Source organism: Paenibacillus sp. (assembly GCF_048976745.1).
Classification (GTDB): Bacteria; Bacillota; Bacilli; order Paenibacillales; family Paenibacillaceae; genus Paenibacillus.
Genome location: NZ_JBHGUU010000004.1, coordinates 131,331 through 146,375 on the forward strand (window position 1 = coordinate 131,331; position 15,045 = coordinate 146,375).

11 protein-coding genes and 1 pseudogene are annotated in these 15,045 nt (G+C 41.5%); 8 read left to right on the plus strand and 4 right to left on the minus strand.

Translation table 11 applies throughout. The features are described from left to right. Positions 1–30 precede the first annotated feature (30 nt). A pseudogene (locus ACE3K2_RS01525) lies at positions 31–363 on the minus strand (tyrosine-type recombinase/integrase); the annotation flags it as partial. Between the two features lie 686 nt (positions 364–1,049). Continuing rightward, positions 1,050–1,418 carry an ImmA/IrrE family metallo-endopeptidase gene (locus tag ACE3K2_RS01530; protein ID WP_421886851.1) on the minus strand — a complete coding sequence of 123 codons (369 nt, stop codon included), beginning with the start codon at positions 1,416–1,418 and terminating at the stop codon, positions 1,050–1,052. A gap of 452 nt (positions 1,419–1,870) precedes the next feature. On the opposite strand from ACE3K2_RS01530, the gene ACE3K2_RS01535 reads away from it, so the two are divergent. Next, positions 1,871–2,875: a YecA family protein gene (locus tag ACE3K2_RS01535; RefSeq protein WP_421885890.1), complete on the plus strand. Its 1,005-nt coding sequence runs from the start codon at positions 1,871–1,873 to the stop codon at positions 2,873–2,875. A 233-nt stretch (positions 2,876–3,108) separates the two neighbouring features. On the opposite strand, the gene ACE3K2_RS01540 is transcribed toward ACE3K2_RS01535, so the two are convergent. Then, positions 3,109–3,576, minus strand: a complete 468-nt coding sequence (locus tag ACE3K2_RS01540) for a fascin domain-containing protein (RefSeq protein WP_421885893.1) — start codon at positions 3,574–3,576, stop codon at positions 3,109–3,111. Between the two features lie 422 nt (positions 3,577–3,998). On the opposite strand from ACE3K2_RS01540, the gene ACE3K2_RS01545 reads away from it, so the two are divergent. The 3 genes from ACE3K2_RS01545 (at position 3,999) to ACE3K2_RS01555 (ending at position 10,250) form a co-directional block, all read left to right on the plus strand. Then, positions 3,999–4,913 (plus strand): Kiwa anti-phage protein KwaB-like domain-containing protein, encoded by a 915-nt coding sequence (locus ACE3K2_RS01545; protein WP_421885896.1) that lies wholly within the window; start codon positions 3,999–4,001, stop codon positions 4,911–4,913. Positions 4,914–6,144: 1,231 nt separating this feature from the next. Further along, the gene (locus ACE3K2_RS01550; protein WP_421885899.1) at positions 6,145–6,357 is read left to right on the plus strand and encodes a hypothetical protein; all 213 of its coding nucleotides are present in this window, start codon (positions 6,145–6,147) and stop codon (positions 6,355–6,357) included. Between the two features lie 971 nt (positions 6,358–7,328). Further along, on the plus strand, positions 7,329–10,250 hold the full coding sequence (locus ACE3K2_RS01555) for an insulinase family protein (RefSeq protein WP_421885902.1): 2,922 nt from the start codon (positions 7,329–7,331) through the stop codon (positions 10,248–10,250). A gap of 155 nt (positions 10,251–10,405) precedes the next feature. Here ACE3K2_RS01555 and ACE3K2_RS01560 read toward each other — a convergent pair whose 3' ends face one another. After that, entirely contained in the window at positions 10,406–11,113 is a 708-nt protein-coding gene (locus ACE3K2_RS01560; RefSeq protein ID WP_017687366.1) for a helix-turn-helix domain-containing protein, read from the minus strand. Positions 11,114–11,361: 248 nt separating this feature from the next. Between ACE3K2_RS01560 and ACE3K2_RS01565 the strand changes: the two genes are divergently transcribed. The 4 genes from ACE3K2_RS01565 to ACE3K2_RS01580 all read left to right on the plus strand — a co-directional run bounded on the left by ACE3K2_RS01565 (position 11,362) and on the right by ACE3K2_RS01580 (position 14,979). After that, positions 11,362–12,582, plus strand: a complete 1,221-nt coding sequence (locus ACE3K2_RS01565) for a MalY/PatB family protein (protein ID WP_421885905.1) — start codon at positions 11,362–11,364, stop codon at positions 12,580–12,582. 242 nt (positions 12,583–12,824) lie between these two features. Continuing rightward, positions 12,825–13,493 (plus strand): uracil-DNA glycosylase, encoded by a 669-nt coding sequence (ung, locus tag ACE3K2_RS01570; RefSeq protein WP_421885908.1) that lies wholly within the window; start codon positions 12,825–12,827, stop codon positions 13,491–13,493. Between the two features lie 19 nt (positions 13,494–13,512). Continuing rightward, entirely contained in the window at positions 13,513–13,932 is a 420-nt protein-coding gene (locus ACE3K2_RS01575; RefSeq protein ID WP_421885911.1) for a hypothetical protein, read from the plus strand. Positions 13,933–14,394: 462 nt separating this feature from the next. Further along, positions 14,395–14,979, plus strand: coding sequence for a TIGR00730 family Rossman fold protein (locus ACE3K2_RS01580; RefSeq protein WP_421885914.1), 585 nt, complete (start codon positions 14,395–14,397; stop codon positions 14,977–14,979). Positions 14,980–15,045: the final 66 nt, after the last annotated feature.

A 15,045-nucleotide genomic window follows, 5' to 3' on the forward strand; every position in this document is an offset into this window, starting at 1 on the left:
TTTTTATAGTTTAAAAAAGGACTGCCGAAATTAGAGGGAACGAGTGGGATTTTCCTCTCTGGGGACGGCTTGGGGACGAACTTTTGGATCGAATACGTCTAGGTGTGCCGTTGTTTTTCTGCTTAACTTCTTGGTGACATGGGCATATGTGTCTGTGGTTACCTGTGATGTAGAATAGCGCAACAGATGCTGGATCTCTTTTATGGATGCTCCCTGACCAAGTAAGTAGATTTTGTTTGTATGACGCAGTCCATGTTGGGACACATTCTGGAATTCATTGCGTTCACACCTAATTTTCCATTGTTGAGATGGCGATGTATGGTAATATGGTTTTCCCGAACCTGAGTGGAATACGAAGTTCCGATCGTCGCCTTTCCATTTCCCTTGGCCTTTGCTTCAAATCGTATTTTGCGCTTTGCCTTAACATGGGCTGCTAGCTGCTCCATATACCATTGAGGCATGTCTACATAATCGTCAGATGCTTCATTTTTGGGTCTGTAATGTCGGCCTGTCCATTTTGTGTATGTGAAATGCTTTCGTCGATACACAATCGTTTATTTACAAAATTGCAGTCGTCTTCATCCAGCGCAATTAATTACGTCTGAAGCCTCCAATTATAGCTCCTAGAAAGTAAATTTTTCAGCGAGTATCGCTTTTGATTAATGTGTGGATAACCTCTGTAGCTTGCTCTTCTTCGAAAAAGTTCTTTCTGTCCTTTCGAGCTTTCTTATCCTCCTTACTGATCTGTGGGCGTTGAATACCGTCTAATGGATTCTCGTTTTGAACTTTCCATTTTTTCGTGAAATTCTTTAAACGTGAGTTTAGAGGGAGCGATGTAACTGCCGCTAAGACTTCCTGCTTAAACTTGGTCAGCTTACATCTAAAAAATCTTTAAGCTTTTTTGTTGTCTTCAATAGCGCCTTATCTTCGACAGTGATTGTTTTCCGTGGGCGGTTACGACTACCGTCATTTTTTAACCACAAGTCTACTGTGAGTCGCCACTTGTTTTCCCCTCGTTTTTCTATACTTAATTTTTCCACTTATTCCCCTTAGTTGCGAACATAAGTTTTATTTTTATTTATGGTAACACCTTTCAGCTGGAAAGCGCAAAGGTACATTTCGAGATGATGCAGTTGCCTCGGTACTCCACAACGTAATAGGTAGGCTTCTTGGGTTTCCCCTGGAATTCGTTTTGTGGAGAAGGTTAAAAGTTTAATGGCAAAAAGATTTGCCTGTCTTTCATATTTGCCCATGTTGAAAAATGTATGTTCATCTATCCAGAATTGGCTTAAACCTGAATGAAGTCGATCAAGCTCATGGGCGCATACTAACCGCTGCCAATCTTCAGACAATCCATTGTGAATGACAATAAATCTCCTTCGTAACCGCCTATAGTAACCCCCCCCTAGTTCCAGGATCCAACGCGATGTTGCTTATTGGCAACATAAATGTACAGTCTTGTATGTCGAAAACGATCGGCTTCGGGATCAATTAGGAAAGGGTGCAGAGCATGGGGGCGGTGCAGATGGAAATGTTCCCAGTAGTTAATAATTCTGATTATATTGTTGCTAGAAGCTTGATGAATAGATATGCCCGGATGCGAAAAACGGCTGATGCAATTGAAATGGCTATAAATTTATATAGATGAAGATGTGAAAAAAGTAATGTACTACCGTTTCATTCGTGGATTTCCTAGATGGGGAACTATTAATAAGTTCCCAATATAACTGAAAGATTAATTGACAGGTGAATTGTTCGCGGAGTAAAATCCGTTGCAGAAACGCTGAAATTGATTGTGCTGGTTGAATAGTCTGAGAAATACGCCAGGCAGCTGGTGTATTTTTCAATCAGAATTGGGAGGATTAAAAATATGGGTACTGCGAGAGTAAGGCGAAATGACTTATGCCCCTGTGGAAGTGGGAAGAAACACAAAAATTGTTGTATTAATAAGCGCAAAAGAAAGTACATGTCTGAATTTGCATTACACGCCTATACTTCTCATTGCATAATGTTTTATCCACACGATTTGAAAAAGTTGAAATTTGATCAAAAGTTTCATATTTATATGATTAATATGATTCCAAAACTCACTTACATTAAAGATTCATTAGAGGTCACAAAGGACAAGATTCGTATAGATATGGCTGTAAAGACCGCTTATGAAGAGAAAGTTAGGGGAATTGATTTTGATTTGGAAGGGGTTACTGATCATAGAACCCTACGTATTAACTTCAATGAATCTTCTAAAACAATGGAGATAATTGATGGTCAAGGTCAAGGTTGGTTAGCTAGAGCACTTAATTTATATCGAGAATGTACTGAAAAAGAACTGGAATCCGAAATCCTATATATAGGGCAATCTTTTGGAAGTTTTGGAGATAGAACTGCTCAGGATCGTCTTTTGGCGCATAGCACCTTACAACAGATACAATCAGATTTTTTGTTTAATGAACCAATAGGTGATTTGGCAATTTCTCTGTTAGAGTTTACTCCGAACTTACTCACAACTTTTGATGGTGTCAGCAAAGATTATGAGATGAGTAATGAAGAGGATACTACTCACATGATGAAGGTATTAGGTTCCCAACCTTGTGTATTACATAGTCAAATGATTAATGTCATTGAAGCTGCTCTAATAAACTATTTTAAGCCAGAGTACAATGCAAAATATAAAGATAATTTCCCGAGAATAGAGCACTTAGGTTACAAGCATTACTATGATTTAGATTATAACTCAATACAAGTCGAGATTGACACTTATGCATTGAATTCAGACCTTTTTACGAAACACACAAAATATTCCGATTTTAACATGATTAAGTACCCATTACACTCTGAAGAAACTAGGAAAAATATGTTTAAATTTTTTGACTAATTAGGGTTGCTAATTTCAACCTTTCAATTTTTATTTAAATGCTTAATAGCGTCTGTAGTGAGTCGGCACAACGTCTGGAGTTGCAATTAAGGTAGAGACATAGGGAAAATATCCCGGGTGTCCCTGCAGCCCCTTATCGCGGCAGGACTCGGCCGTACTGTGGGGTGAATATCTTTGAGTGAAACGTCAAAGGTGCGGAATGTGGGGAACGCGGGTAAGAATCCCGTGATTTATTATTTTGGTTCTATGATAAATCGTTGCCAAGAACCAAGACATGGAAAATAGCCTTGTAAGTAGTTTTGATTGTTCATATTAACACCAATATAGTGTTGTTGAGCTGGTGAATAGATAACATTCCAGCTAGTTCCATCTAATGTTTCAGTATGAAGTGTGAATTCTTCAGTTGGACCAGCGCCTGATTCGCTTGCTGTCAACCACCCTGTCTTTATGGAAACATAACGTTGCGAGCTAGGTGAGTACAAATTGAAGAGTCTGCTGTCATTTCCTCCTAATTGTCGCATTTCGAACTCTGCCAATCCATCGGAGTTGGGTTGAAATGCAATAAGTTTGTTGGAGCCTGGCTCTACAATGACGTATTGATTTGTTTCACTGAAAAGTATCGACACCTTACCGTTAATTGGTAAGTCCATTGGTTCTGTCCGATATCCAAAACGAGTCCAGTAATGTTGATGGTAATACATTGTAAAAAACCTCCTAAAGGGTATTTTTTACACAATGTATGTATCAACGCTTGCCTAGGTTCGATGATAGTTAACATCATGGCTTATTCGCATGAGTCGGGTTCGATTCCTAAAAGGGCCCTAAACAAATAAAACCACTCCTAAAGAGCGGTTTTATTTGTTTCTAAATTATCTAGCGAAATTGTCCTCCATAAACTGTCCAAACTGAAGTCCTTTCGTTTCCATATGATCTAATGCGATATATGCACCATAAACGATTAATCCAACACAAAAAATTGAAAGAAAAACCGAGAGGACGAAGCTCTGTGCTCTATTTATAACTATGCACCTCCTTTTGGACTAATACTTTCGGCATAGGAAAAAGGAAATCCTGCTTATTATGTCGAAATAATCCTTTCACATAGAAAAAAGGAGGGCTTTCTTTGGAAATCAGACCGATTATACAGATGTTAGACGATCCGGATAAAAGTATTGATGTTCGCTTGTATTTCACACGAAAAAGAATTAATAACAGGTACACATCGTTTTCACCTAGCATAGAACCGGAGTTGCAGAAGGAATTGGTCAAGATAGTTAGAGATGCACTTGCAGAAGTTGTAGATAAAGAGCAAAGAAATTATAGCCCAGTGGGAACCATTGACGGTGTGATTGAGCATTGTGCAGTAAATGGTATCGATAGCTTTCAAGAAATATTAAGGAGTATGGACGAGGATGTAGCTATCCGTAGGCCCATAACTTCTGAAGAAATTAAGAAGCTAAACTTCTATTGTTTGAAGATTTACATTGACAATGCTGAAGAAATGCTGATTTTTAGAAGGGTTACTAAATTTAACAGATTATCCAAAGGAATGGTTGGTTTTTTTGTAAATAACGATTTTAAAAAGTTGGAGTCTGATTTGTTAGGTATCGATAAAAATATAGACTTATTGGTAAAAAACAATGAAGTGTTAGTGATGAATCATATTGCTCTTGAACGTATTTTCTCTGTGCAAGAGCAGTTTGTAGGAAAAGCTACTGAGACCTTAAATATTGTTGAACGATCGAACAGAATAACAAACTTCGACCAGTTTCGTGAAGATTGTTTAGGAAACGCTAGAATCGTAAGGGCTCTTACTAAGATATTAGAAAATGAAGAGCGTGTACAACAATGTTTTGAGAACTTTGAAAATGTTATTCAGGTGGTCGATATTTTTGAACTGGATATCAATTTTGAAGAAGGTAATAACGCGATAATTTATGAGGATAAGAGTCAGTTGCTTGATATTACTAGGCTTATTAGGGATTCATTTTACAGATCCTTAATTAATAGTAGAGAGGGCATTGATGAAGGGATTTAAAATTCTCCTGAAATAGGTGAAGAAAATGATCACTGTCTTTTATAGAGTCGGACTTTACGTTTCTTCTTTTTTTCCACTTTATATTTTGTTAATTATAAACAACTATGAATCATTTTCCTCATGGAAGAAATTTATAAGTATATTGTATTTCGAGAAGCCAAGTGTTTCACTTTTCTGGGCTCTAATCCTAGTTCTAATGTTACTTTCTCTTCTTTCATTGTTTATAATTACAAGACTCAGTTTAAACGAACGTAAGACATTTGAGAATGTTAGTAGGACCGAAGACAACCTACTTGATTATGTTGTTACGTACCTGGTTCCTCTGTTATCTATCGATGTTGCAAAACTCAACAGTTTGCTTGTTAATGCTGGGTTATTTCTGCTTCTGGGTTTTATATATGTAAAAAATAATTTTGTGTATTTAAATCCACTTTTTCTATTCTTCGGGTATAACATTTTTAAAACTTCAAGTGAGGAAGTAATAATTTCTAACTATGATATTCACGATCTGAAAAGTATGGAGAGAGAAAGGTTGGACTACAGGCCACTTGGCTATAAAATTTATTTGGTTAGAAAAACTAATTAAACCAGCTGTGTTATGTAAAGCGCCCTTTGCGGTGCTTTTTTTATTTCATATTATCAAGCCATTGAAATTTAGAGGGAGGTTTTAGGATGTCTGAAGGAGGTGGCAAGTATTAGAAGCTCAAGTTTTGTTTCGATAAGAGAGCGGCCGTTACACTTCATCTTCAAGCTGCAACCAATACGTTGTAAAGGGTGCGTGTGGGCGCGTGGACAGGCGTTAGCGGGTCCCTCCTAGGGAGGGGTGCGGGTACGAATGACCCCGGTTTTCGGCTATTTTTGATTAAAAAAATCACTGTGCGCTGTGCATTTTGAGGGGGTGATTTGAGCTTGAAAAATGATGTAAAAATGATCGGAATCTTTCGGTTTTCATGTAGAGCAAAATTCAGATTGTCATCTCCTTGTAAAAAAACTCAGGTGCTCTTCATTGCATCAAGAAATATCTGAAGCGAGGTAATTGAATAGAACCCCTGCATTGTCGCTCATAGTTCTGCATAGAAAATGACTAACCTGCTCGTTAGCTTAATGAACGATTTCCGATAAATGCAAAAAATCTAGTCATTTGAGTGGGTATTTTTTCTGTTGTTAAGAGAACATATATTCGCATTTGATTAAAATAAAAATTTACGTTCTGTAATATGGAGGGGGAAATATGCCAGTCAAATATTTGGGTTGGTTGGTCGAGATCATTTATGAGGATAAAAGCGGGGAAATTACAAATTATCGAATTCAGGTCAAAAGTAATGATCCAAACTTATTAAGGCAGACGACATTCTGTCAGGCCTGCCACGTAAAATCCGATATCGGATTGCTGGCTTTAATCCCATTAGAAAATAACATAGGAGGAATGACAGATGTTAAATGACTATGAGCGGAAAGTGCTAAGGATTTTATATAACTATAAAGGAATACGGCAAAGATTTTTTACGATTCATGAGCTGACCATAAAGACTGGAAGGGGAAAGCATAAATTATGTTTGCTCTGAACGGTCTGGTTGCTGCCAATTTTGCCTGCCCGACCAAATGATCTGAGTTATTGGACTGAATATTAAAATGATGAGAATGACGGATTATATGAATGCATTATCCGAAATGGTCCTGCCGGAACTGAATATGCATAATACAGAGAAATGACAGAATGAGAATTGCGTTATTAAGTTGATTTGGGATCAATAGCAAAAACCCTTGTGCTGATTTTGACTTCTGCATAAGGGTTAGAAAAACCATCAGAGTGGTTTTAGCATTAGTAGAAAACTCAATTTTGCTTGAGTGAACTCGGGGGCGAGCTGGGGCAAACTGTAGGTCAAACTGTAGAAATTAGTCCAAATTAGTCCAATTAGCTAATGACATGAATCCATGATATGACTACATTTTGTCCTTCCGTTCCATTCTATATCAATCAGAGCATATGTCTAAAATCCTGCGGTAGGTGACTACCTTACCGGTTCGATCCCGGTCCTCGGCATCTTAAAAAGAAAGGTCGTATGACGCTTGTTAACCAAGCTGCATGCGATCTTTTTTTATGTTCTTTAATATGAATGTGATATCATAGCTGACCATTTCACCATGCAGTTCATAAACATAAACGCTGCATAATACATATCAGAAGGTGTATTTATCTGACTTTTATGAAGAGACGGAACAATGGTGTATACTATCCGTAGGCATATATTACCTTTACCTTGCTGAACGATATAGGTTCAACTACACATTTACACGATAACAGCGATCGGAAGGTTATTCTGTCATCGGAGTGCCCGTGTAAATAGCCATATTTGAACTTATGTAGAGTCACAAAACCAATAAAACAATCTTATGGACGGAGGACTCAAGTTTATGTTGAAACAGCTTAAGCCATACAAGGTGTTACAGGAACGCAGAATTGAAGAACTCAAATCGGATGCGTATCTGTTGGAGCACCAGAAATCTGGCGCCAAAATTGTACTTTTGTCCAATCAGGACGACAACAAAGTATTCAGTATCGGTTTCCGCACACCTCCGGAAGATGATACAGGGGTAGCCCATATCCTCGAACACTCCGTGCTCTGTGGGTCCAAGAAATTTCCGGCCAAGGATTCTTTTGTTGAGTTGCTGAAAGGTTCTTTGAATACATTCCTTAACGCCATGACGTATCCCGATAAAACGATCTATCCGATCGCGAGTCGTAATGATCATGACTTCCATAATCTGATGGATATATATCTGGACGCGGTATTAAATACAAACATTTATGAGAATGAAAAAATATTTTTGCAGGAAGGCTGGAACTACAATCTGGCCTCTGCGGACGATGAGTTAACTTACAACGGAGTTGTATATAACGAGATGAAGGGTGCCTTTTCTTCACCGGAACGTATGGTGCGCAGAGAAGTGCTGAACTCTCTTTTCCCGGATACTACATATTCCTCCGAGTCTGGCGGATTCCCGGAAGCGATCCTGGATCTGACTTATCAGGGGTTGCTGGATTTCCACACGAGATACTATCATCCTTCCAACAGTTACATCTATCTCTACGGGGATATGGATATGGAAGAGAAGCTGCAATGGCTGGATGAAAATTACCTGAGTGCATATGATCGTATCGAGATTGATTCGGAAATCAAGCTGCAACCAGCATTCCCAGCACGAGTGGATACGGTAAAGTCTTACTCTGCGGGTAGTACGGAATCCGAAGTGGATAACAGCTTCTTGACCTATAATGCGGTGATTGGCACAAGTCTGGACAAGGAACTGAATATTTCGTTCCAAATTTTGCTATACGCTCTGCTGAATGCTCCGGGAGCGGTATTGAAACAGGCTTTGCTTGATAAAGGAATTGCCAAGGACGTCTACGGTTCGTATGATGACAGCCTGTATCAGCCTGTGTTCACGGTGGGACTGAAGAAGAGCAATCTGTCGAGCAAAGAGGATTTCCTGGGAACCGTCCAAGAAGTGCTTGAGCGTGTGGTGAAAGAAGGCTTCGATCCTAAGGCGCTCCTTGCTGGTATTAACTCCTATGAGTTCAATCACAGGGAAGCGGACTATGGCAGAATGCCGAAGGGTCTGATCTACGGATTCTCTTCCTTGCAAAGCTGGTTGTACGATGATGAGGCACCTTTCACCCATCTGGAGGCTAATGACGTATTTGCTGAGTTGCGGACAAAAATGAACGAAGGTTACTTCGAGCAATTGATCGAGAAGTATTTATTACAAAACACACATACTTCCTTTGTAGCCCTGACACCGGACAAAGGGTTGAATGCACGCAAGGAAGAAGCACTGAAAACACGTCTGAAAACCATTCAGGCGGGTCTTAGCGAGGAAGAAGTGCAGACGCTGATTCAGAAAACGGAAGCACTCGCCGAGTATCAGAATACACCTTCAACCAAAGAGCAGCAGCAGGTCATTCCAACGTTATCAATTGAAGATATTGAACCCAAGGCCTCTACGTTGCATCAAACGGTAAATCAGGTCGACGGCACAACCATTCTCCATCATAACCTCTATACGAACGGGATTGGTTATCTGAGACTGCTGTTCGATATCAAAGAAGTGCCACGTCATCTGCTGCCGTATGCAGGATTGCTCAAGAATGTACTGGGTTACGTGGATACTCAAAACTACTCGTTCAATGATTTGTCCAATGAAATCCACATTCATTCTGGTGGTATTCATAGCGGGATTGGATCGTATGCCAACGCGCATAAGCACAATGAATTCAAGGCTACTTATGAGTTCAACGCGAAAGTGTTGTATGACAAGCTTGGATTCGCCTTTGACATGATCAAAGAAATCGTGTTCACGTCCCAATTCGATAATTCGAAGCGATTGTATGAGATCATCTCCCAGATGAAAGGTAACCTGCAACGGAATCTGATCAACAGCGGACACTCTGCGGGAATTGGCCGGTCTTCGTCCAAACATTCACCGGTTGCGGATTTCAGAGAAGCGGTAAGTGGCATTGCCTTTTACCAGTGGTTAGAGGATCTTCAGGCGAATTTTGAGGCGAGAAAAGAAGAGTTATCTTCCAGCCTGCAAGAGTTGACGGGATATATTTTCAGACCGGAGAACTTGCTTGTCAGTTACACGGCCGATGAGCAGGGATATGAAGGATTGGAGCAACAGGTATCCGATCTGAAAGCGAAGCTATTCACACATGAGGTTGCCAAGGAGGAATTTACGTTCCTACCTGCTACTCATAAGGAAGGATTCCGTTCCCCGTCAGAAGTGCAGTACGTGGTGCAAACGGGCAATTATATCGACAAAGGGTATCAATACACCGGTTCACTACGGGTTTTGCAAGGCATTCTGTCCTTGGATTACTTGTGGACCAATATCCGCGCGAAAGGCGGAGCCTATGGCTGCATGTCAGGCTTCAGACGGAATGGAGACAGCTACGTTGCATCGTATCGTGATCCGAATCTCGATAAAACGTACAAAGTATATGAAGAGATACCGCAATATTTGACCGATTTCCGGGCAGACGAGCGGGAGATGACGCGTTATATCATTGGTGCGATCCAGGATCTGGATACGCCGAGAACACCTTATGGTGAAGGGGCATTCTCTCTGGAGTGTTATCTGTCGAATGTGACTGAAGCGGATCTGCAACAGGAACGTGACGAAGTGTTAAGCACGAAGGAAAGCGACATTATCGGTTTTGCTGCGCTCTTATCAGACATACTTGAACAGCAACAGCGCTGCGTAATCGGTAATGAGAACAAGATCGAGCAACAGAAGCAAATGTTTGACGAGACGTTGGATTTAATTAAAAACTAAACGTTAGTCTCGCTGATTTTGATTCAATAGGCGTCAAATACAAAAGGCACTTTTATGAGCTGTTCAACAGCTCATAAAAGTGCCTTTTTTTAATGAGTAGGAATGAGGAGCAACTATCTCTATTCCAGATGAGAATGGGTGACACACTGCGTTGTTCAAGTGACAGCAAGCATGTTGTAGATTTTCAACGTTCGCAGATCTTCCTTTGAGATTTTTAATTCATTATATAACTCCTGATTCTCAGGCAGCGGGGTTCTGGAGAATAACATTTTGAGCGCAATCGGCATGAAAGGTCTGAAGGAGACGCCAGCCATCAGTCCCCATTTTTTCTCCGATTCCTGAAAAGACGCCAGAATATTAATATATAGGTTCTCCAGCGGCGTCGCCTGATTTTTCAAAATCAGCGTGGTGAGTGTATCATAATGCTCGGTGTGGCCCCAATACATATTCTCGCATTCCTGGTAGTTCTCAAAATCCTTCACATTCATATACATCACGGTGCGATAACGGTTGGCATCCGACTGAGCCATCATGTCAATGACACAACGAATGAGACTGTTGTTACGCCCATCATAGAAATAGGAATAGAAACGGGTGGAGTTCTTGAAAAAGCTGGACGGGACCGCATTCATCAGGGGAGATGCATGCCTAGGTTCTTGGTACAAGAGCTGCTCCACCTGAATGTTGAGCGCATTCGCAATATGATGCAAGGTGACCAGATCAAGTGTAATATCTCCGCTCTCATATTTGGATAGCGTGCCCTTGCTTTTGAAGATCTGATCCGCCAGCTGTTGAATCGTCAGCCCTCGCCACTTCCGAAAGTTTCGTATTTTCTTGCCAACTTCCTGATTGATATTGTTCATAACTGGTTCTCCTTATGTAATGTTTCTTGAGAGTACGTGAAAATGATGAAAGTCATTCATAAAAATAATGTTATATGAGAAATATATCACTTTTTCACCGAAAAACCTATTCTGGAGAAACAATGAACTATATTTGTTTCGTCAGGATAGATTCTATTGCATTTGATGCAATTTCTACGTCATGGAATAATAGACGCATACGACATGAACCGACAATGAAAAGTTGAGTAGACAGAGGAGTAGAAGCTATGAAATATAACTTTGATGAGATTATCGACCGCACAGGTACAAATGCCATGAATACGGATGGTTTCCGTCAATATATTTTTAACGCCACCGAAGATATGACATTTCCATTCAAAGATGAAGAATTCATTCGCATGTGGATTGCAGATATGGAGTTTGCCACACCTCCGGAGATTCTGGATGCAGTCAAGGAGCGTCTGGACCGTAGAATCATGGGATACTCCCAGGTGTTCGATCCGGCATACTATGCAGCTGTCTCGAATTGGATGAAAAGGTACTATGACTGGTCCTTCCCGAAGGAGCATTTGGAGACCTCAAACGGAATCATCCCCGCTTTGTATGACCTGGTGGAATATATCTGTCAATCGGATGAGAAAGTACTTATCGTGACTCCATCCTATGGATTCTTCAAATCAGCTGCGGAGCATAATGATCTTGAACTGGTATGTTCGGATATGCTCAATGAGCAGGGGCGGTACTCAATTGATTTTGAGGATTTTGAAGCTAAGGCCAAGGATGAAAAGGTAAGGGTATGCATTTTCTGCAACCCCCATAATCCGTCTGGACGCGTCTGGACAACGGAAGAGTTACAACGTGTGGGTGAGATCTGTCTGAGGAACAATGTATGGATTATTTCGGATGAAATTCACTGTGATCTGCTGCGGACTGGCAAAAGACATACGCCACTTGCAAAGCTGTTCCCGGATACGGATCGAATCATTACATGCATGTCTCCGAGCAAAACATTCAACATGGCTGGTCTGATGTTCTCCAATGTCATCATTCCGAATAAGGCAATTCGAGACATCTGGCAGGCACGCCATTATGGTTTCAAAAACCCACTGAGCATCGCTGCCACGCAAGCGGCTTACGAAACGGGTGATGAATGGCTGAAACAGTTAAAAGGTTATCTTGACGCCAATTTTGCATGCGTAGAAGAGTATATGAAGCAGTATCTGCCACGGGCTGTCTTTCACATTCCCGATGCCACATATCTGGCCTGGATCGATATCTCGGCATATGCTCCCCAGGATGTAAGTTTACCGTTATTCTTCGCGGAGCAAGCGGGTGTATTGCTCGAAGATGGTCATATGTTTGTAGCGAATGGTGAGGGTTGTATTCGGTTGAATCTGGCTTGTCCACGTTCTGTTCTTCAGGAAGGATTACGGAGAATCAGCAGTGTGCTTGTGAAAGAAGTCGAAGAGGTGCCCGTTCAAGTATAAGGTCATCAAGTCATCACGCAACAGCGTGGTGGCTTTTTTCGGATGAGTATACAGAGTGCAGCAAAAACAAGGTTAATTTTGAGGTGAACTTATACCCTGATGCGCAATTCTGGTCTGCTGTCCCCGGTTATGTTAAAATGGTGGATAGTCTATGAGTTGCATGACATGCGGCTCTAAGAAGGAAGAGCCCGGTAGCTGGGCTGCACGAAACTGCATTCATCAGGGGAAAGGAGCCTATACATATGTTTGGAAACGATTGGGACAAGGTACTTCAGGAAGAGACGGAAGCCGAATATTTTAACAAGATTCGTTACACCCTCGCCGCCGAGTACAAAACGCAGACGGTCTTTCCGCCCAAAGAAGACCTCTTCTCCGCACTGAAGCTGACGCCATATCATCAGGTTAAGGCCGTTATTATTGGGCAAGATCCTTATCACGGAGCGGGTCAGGCTCATGGATTAAGCTTTTCGGTTAGACCGGGGGTACGTGTGCCTCCTTCTCTGAAAAATATATATAAGGAACTTCAGGCCGATCTGGGCCTGCCAATTCCGAATCATGGATCTCTGGTTCATTGGGCACAGCAGGGAGTCCTGCTGTTAAATGCTGTTCTGACGGTTCGTGAAGGTCAGCCAAACTCTCATCAGGCATTGGGCTGGCAGACGTTTACGGATGCTGTCATTCGCGCGCTGAATGAACGTTCAGAACCGATGGTATATATGCTGTGGGGCAGTCATGCCCAGAAGAAAGGTACATTTATCAACAGGGACAAGCATCTGGTACTGGAGTCTACACATCCCAGTCCGCTGGCTGCGCATCGCGGATTCCTCGGCAGTCGTCCCTTTTCCAAAGCCAATGACTTCTTGACCTCCAAAGGTATTGAACCGATCGATTGGAAGATACCTGAAAACTAGACAGATGGAGGTGAGAACATTGCGACATTGGATAGGACGAAAAGTAGCGGTATACCGTGCAACAGGCATACGGGAGCCATTAAAGGGAACCCTGGTTGAGTGGGATGAAGAAGCGGAATGTGTACGGATCGGGCCAAAACGGATTAAGGTATCGTTTGACAATATCGCAATGATCAGACCTCTTCCCGAAGAGAGTCTTCCCTTAAAGAAAGCACGTTCTGAAGTGCACAAGGTTGGATATGTGATGAAAAAGGCGATTCAGTTCGATAATGCAATCTATTTCAAATCACAAGTTATGATCTGGCGTCGGGCCAAAATTGTAGCGTTATCCACAACGATTCTGCGTCATGACGAGGATCAGGTTGAACTTGCAGATGGTCGGGTTCTTCGTAAAGACAGGCATATGTTTGTCGTACGTTCACGCCGTGGCATACGTTAGATATACGAAGATTTAATATTCATTTCATGCAAAAATCATACGGAGTTAATGTTTGGTCTGTATATTAGGTAATAACAACCCCTTCTAAATTGATGTGTACTGAAATGGGAGCCCGGCCGGCTGCAAACGGTCGGGTATTTTTTTTGTCCATTGGTTCTGTTAACCTGTTGTACATACCCATAACATTCATGTTATATATTATTAAAATAGATAAATTGAACTAAACATTTACACGAGAACGTAGAGGGCAGAAATAACCTGAAGAAGCGGAGCGTTCGCCTAAAAGCTTTCTGAAAGAAAGCTACATCGGAAGCATACGCTATCCCTAGATATTTACCTTTGTAAAATTAAATCAAAATATCTGGGGATAACAGCGATCGGAAGGTTGTTCTGTCATCGAAGTGGCAAGTGTAAATATTCTTTAGTTCAATCTAAAAAGATCATGAGAAGGAGTGAAACCCAATGAAACGTATAGCTGTTTTTGCAGGCTCCAATCCGGGAAATCACCCCGAATATACAGAGAAGGCTGTTCAACTGGGCAAACAAATTGCCGATCGTGGTTATGCACTGGTCTATGGTGGTTCTTGTATGGGTTTGATGGGTGCAGTAGCCGATGCTGCTCTTGAGCATGGGGGAGAAGTAATTGGGGTTATGCCTACCGGATTGTTCCGGGGCGAGGTTGTTCATGGAGGGCTCACACAACTGATTGAAGTGGGAACCATGCATGAACGGAAGGCTACGATGGCTGAATTATCCGATGGATTCATTGCTCTTCCCGGAGGTATGGGTACATTTGAAGAACTATTCGAGGTACTGTGCTGGGCACAGATCGGCATTCATCGTAAGCCTGTTGGTTTATTAAATGTCAACGGATATTATGGACCGCTGATGAAGATGGTAGAGCATAGCGTACAGGAAGGATTCTCCAACACCTCGCATCTCAGTCTATGGAGTTTGGAATCTGATCCGGCTGAACTGATCAACCAAATGTCATCCTATATTCCAGCGGAGTTGACTCAGAAGTGGTCACAACTCAACGGAAAATGAGTGCATAAGAAGATGGGCCTGTACCCAATCGTTTCTCGGGAGAATTTTCGATCTGCCCAAGCAAGT

Coding starts and splice junctions, on each gene's coding strand:
- ACE3K2_RS01535 (WP_421885890.1), top strand. CDS start 1,871: ATGGGTACTGCGAGAGTAAGGCGAAATGACTTATGCCCCTGTGGAAGT.
- ACE3K2_RS01540 (WP_421885893.1), bottom strand. CDS start 3,576: ATGTATTACCATCAACATTACTGGACTCGTTTTGGATATCGGACAGAA.
- ACE3K2_RS01550 (WP_421885899.1), top strand. CDS start 6,145: ATGCCAGTCAAATATTTGGGTTGGTTGGTCGAGATCATTTATGAGGAT.
- ACE3K2_RS01555 (WP_421885902.1), top strand. CDS start 7,329: ATGTTGAAACAGCTTAAGCCATACAAGGTGTTACAGGAACGCAGAATT.
- ACE3K2_RS01560 (WP_017687366.1), bottom strand. CDS start 11,113: ATGAACAATATCAATCAGGAAGTTGGCAAGAAAATACGAAACTTTCGG.
- ACE3K2_RS01565 (WP_421885905.1), top strand. CDS start 11,362: ATGAAATATAACTTTGATGAGATTATCGACCGCACAGGTACAAATGCC.
- ung (WP_421885908.1), top strand. CDS start 12,825: ATGTTTGGAAACGATTGGGACAAGGTACTTCAGGAAGAGACGGAAGCC.
- ACE3K2_RS01580 (WP_421885914.1), top strand. CDS start 14,395: ATGAAACGTATAGCTGTTTTTGCAGGCTCCAATCCGGGAAATCACCCC.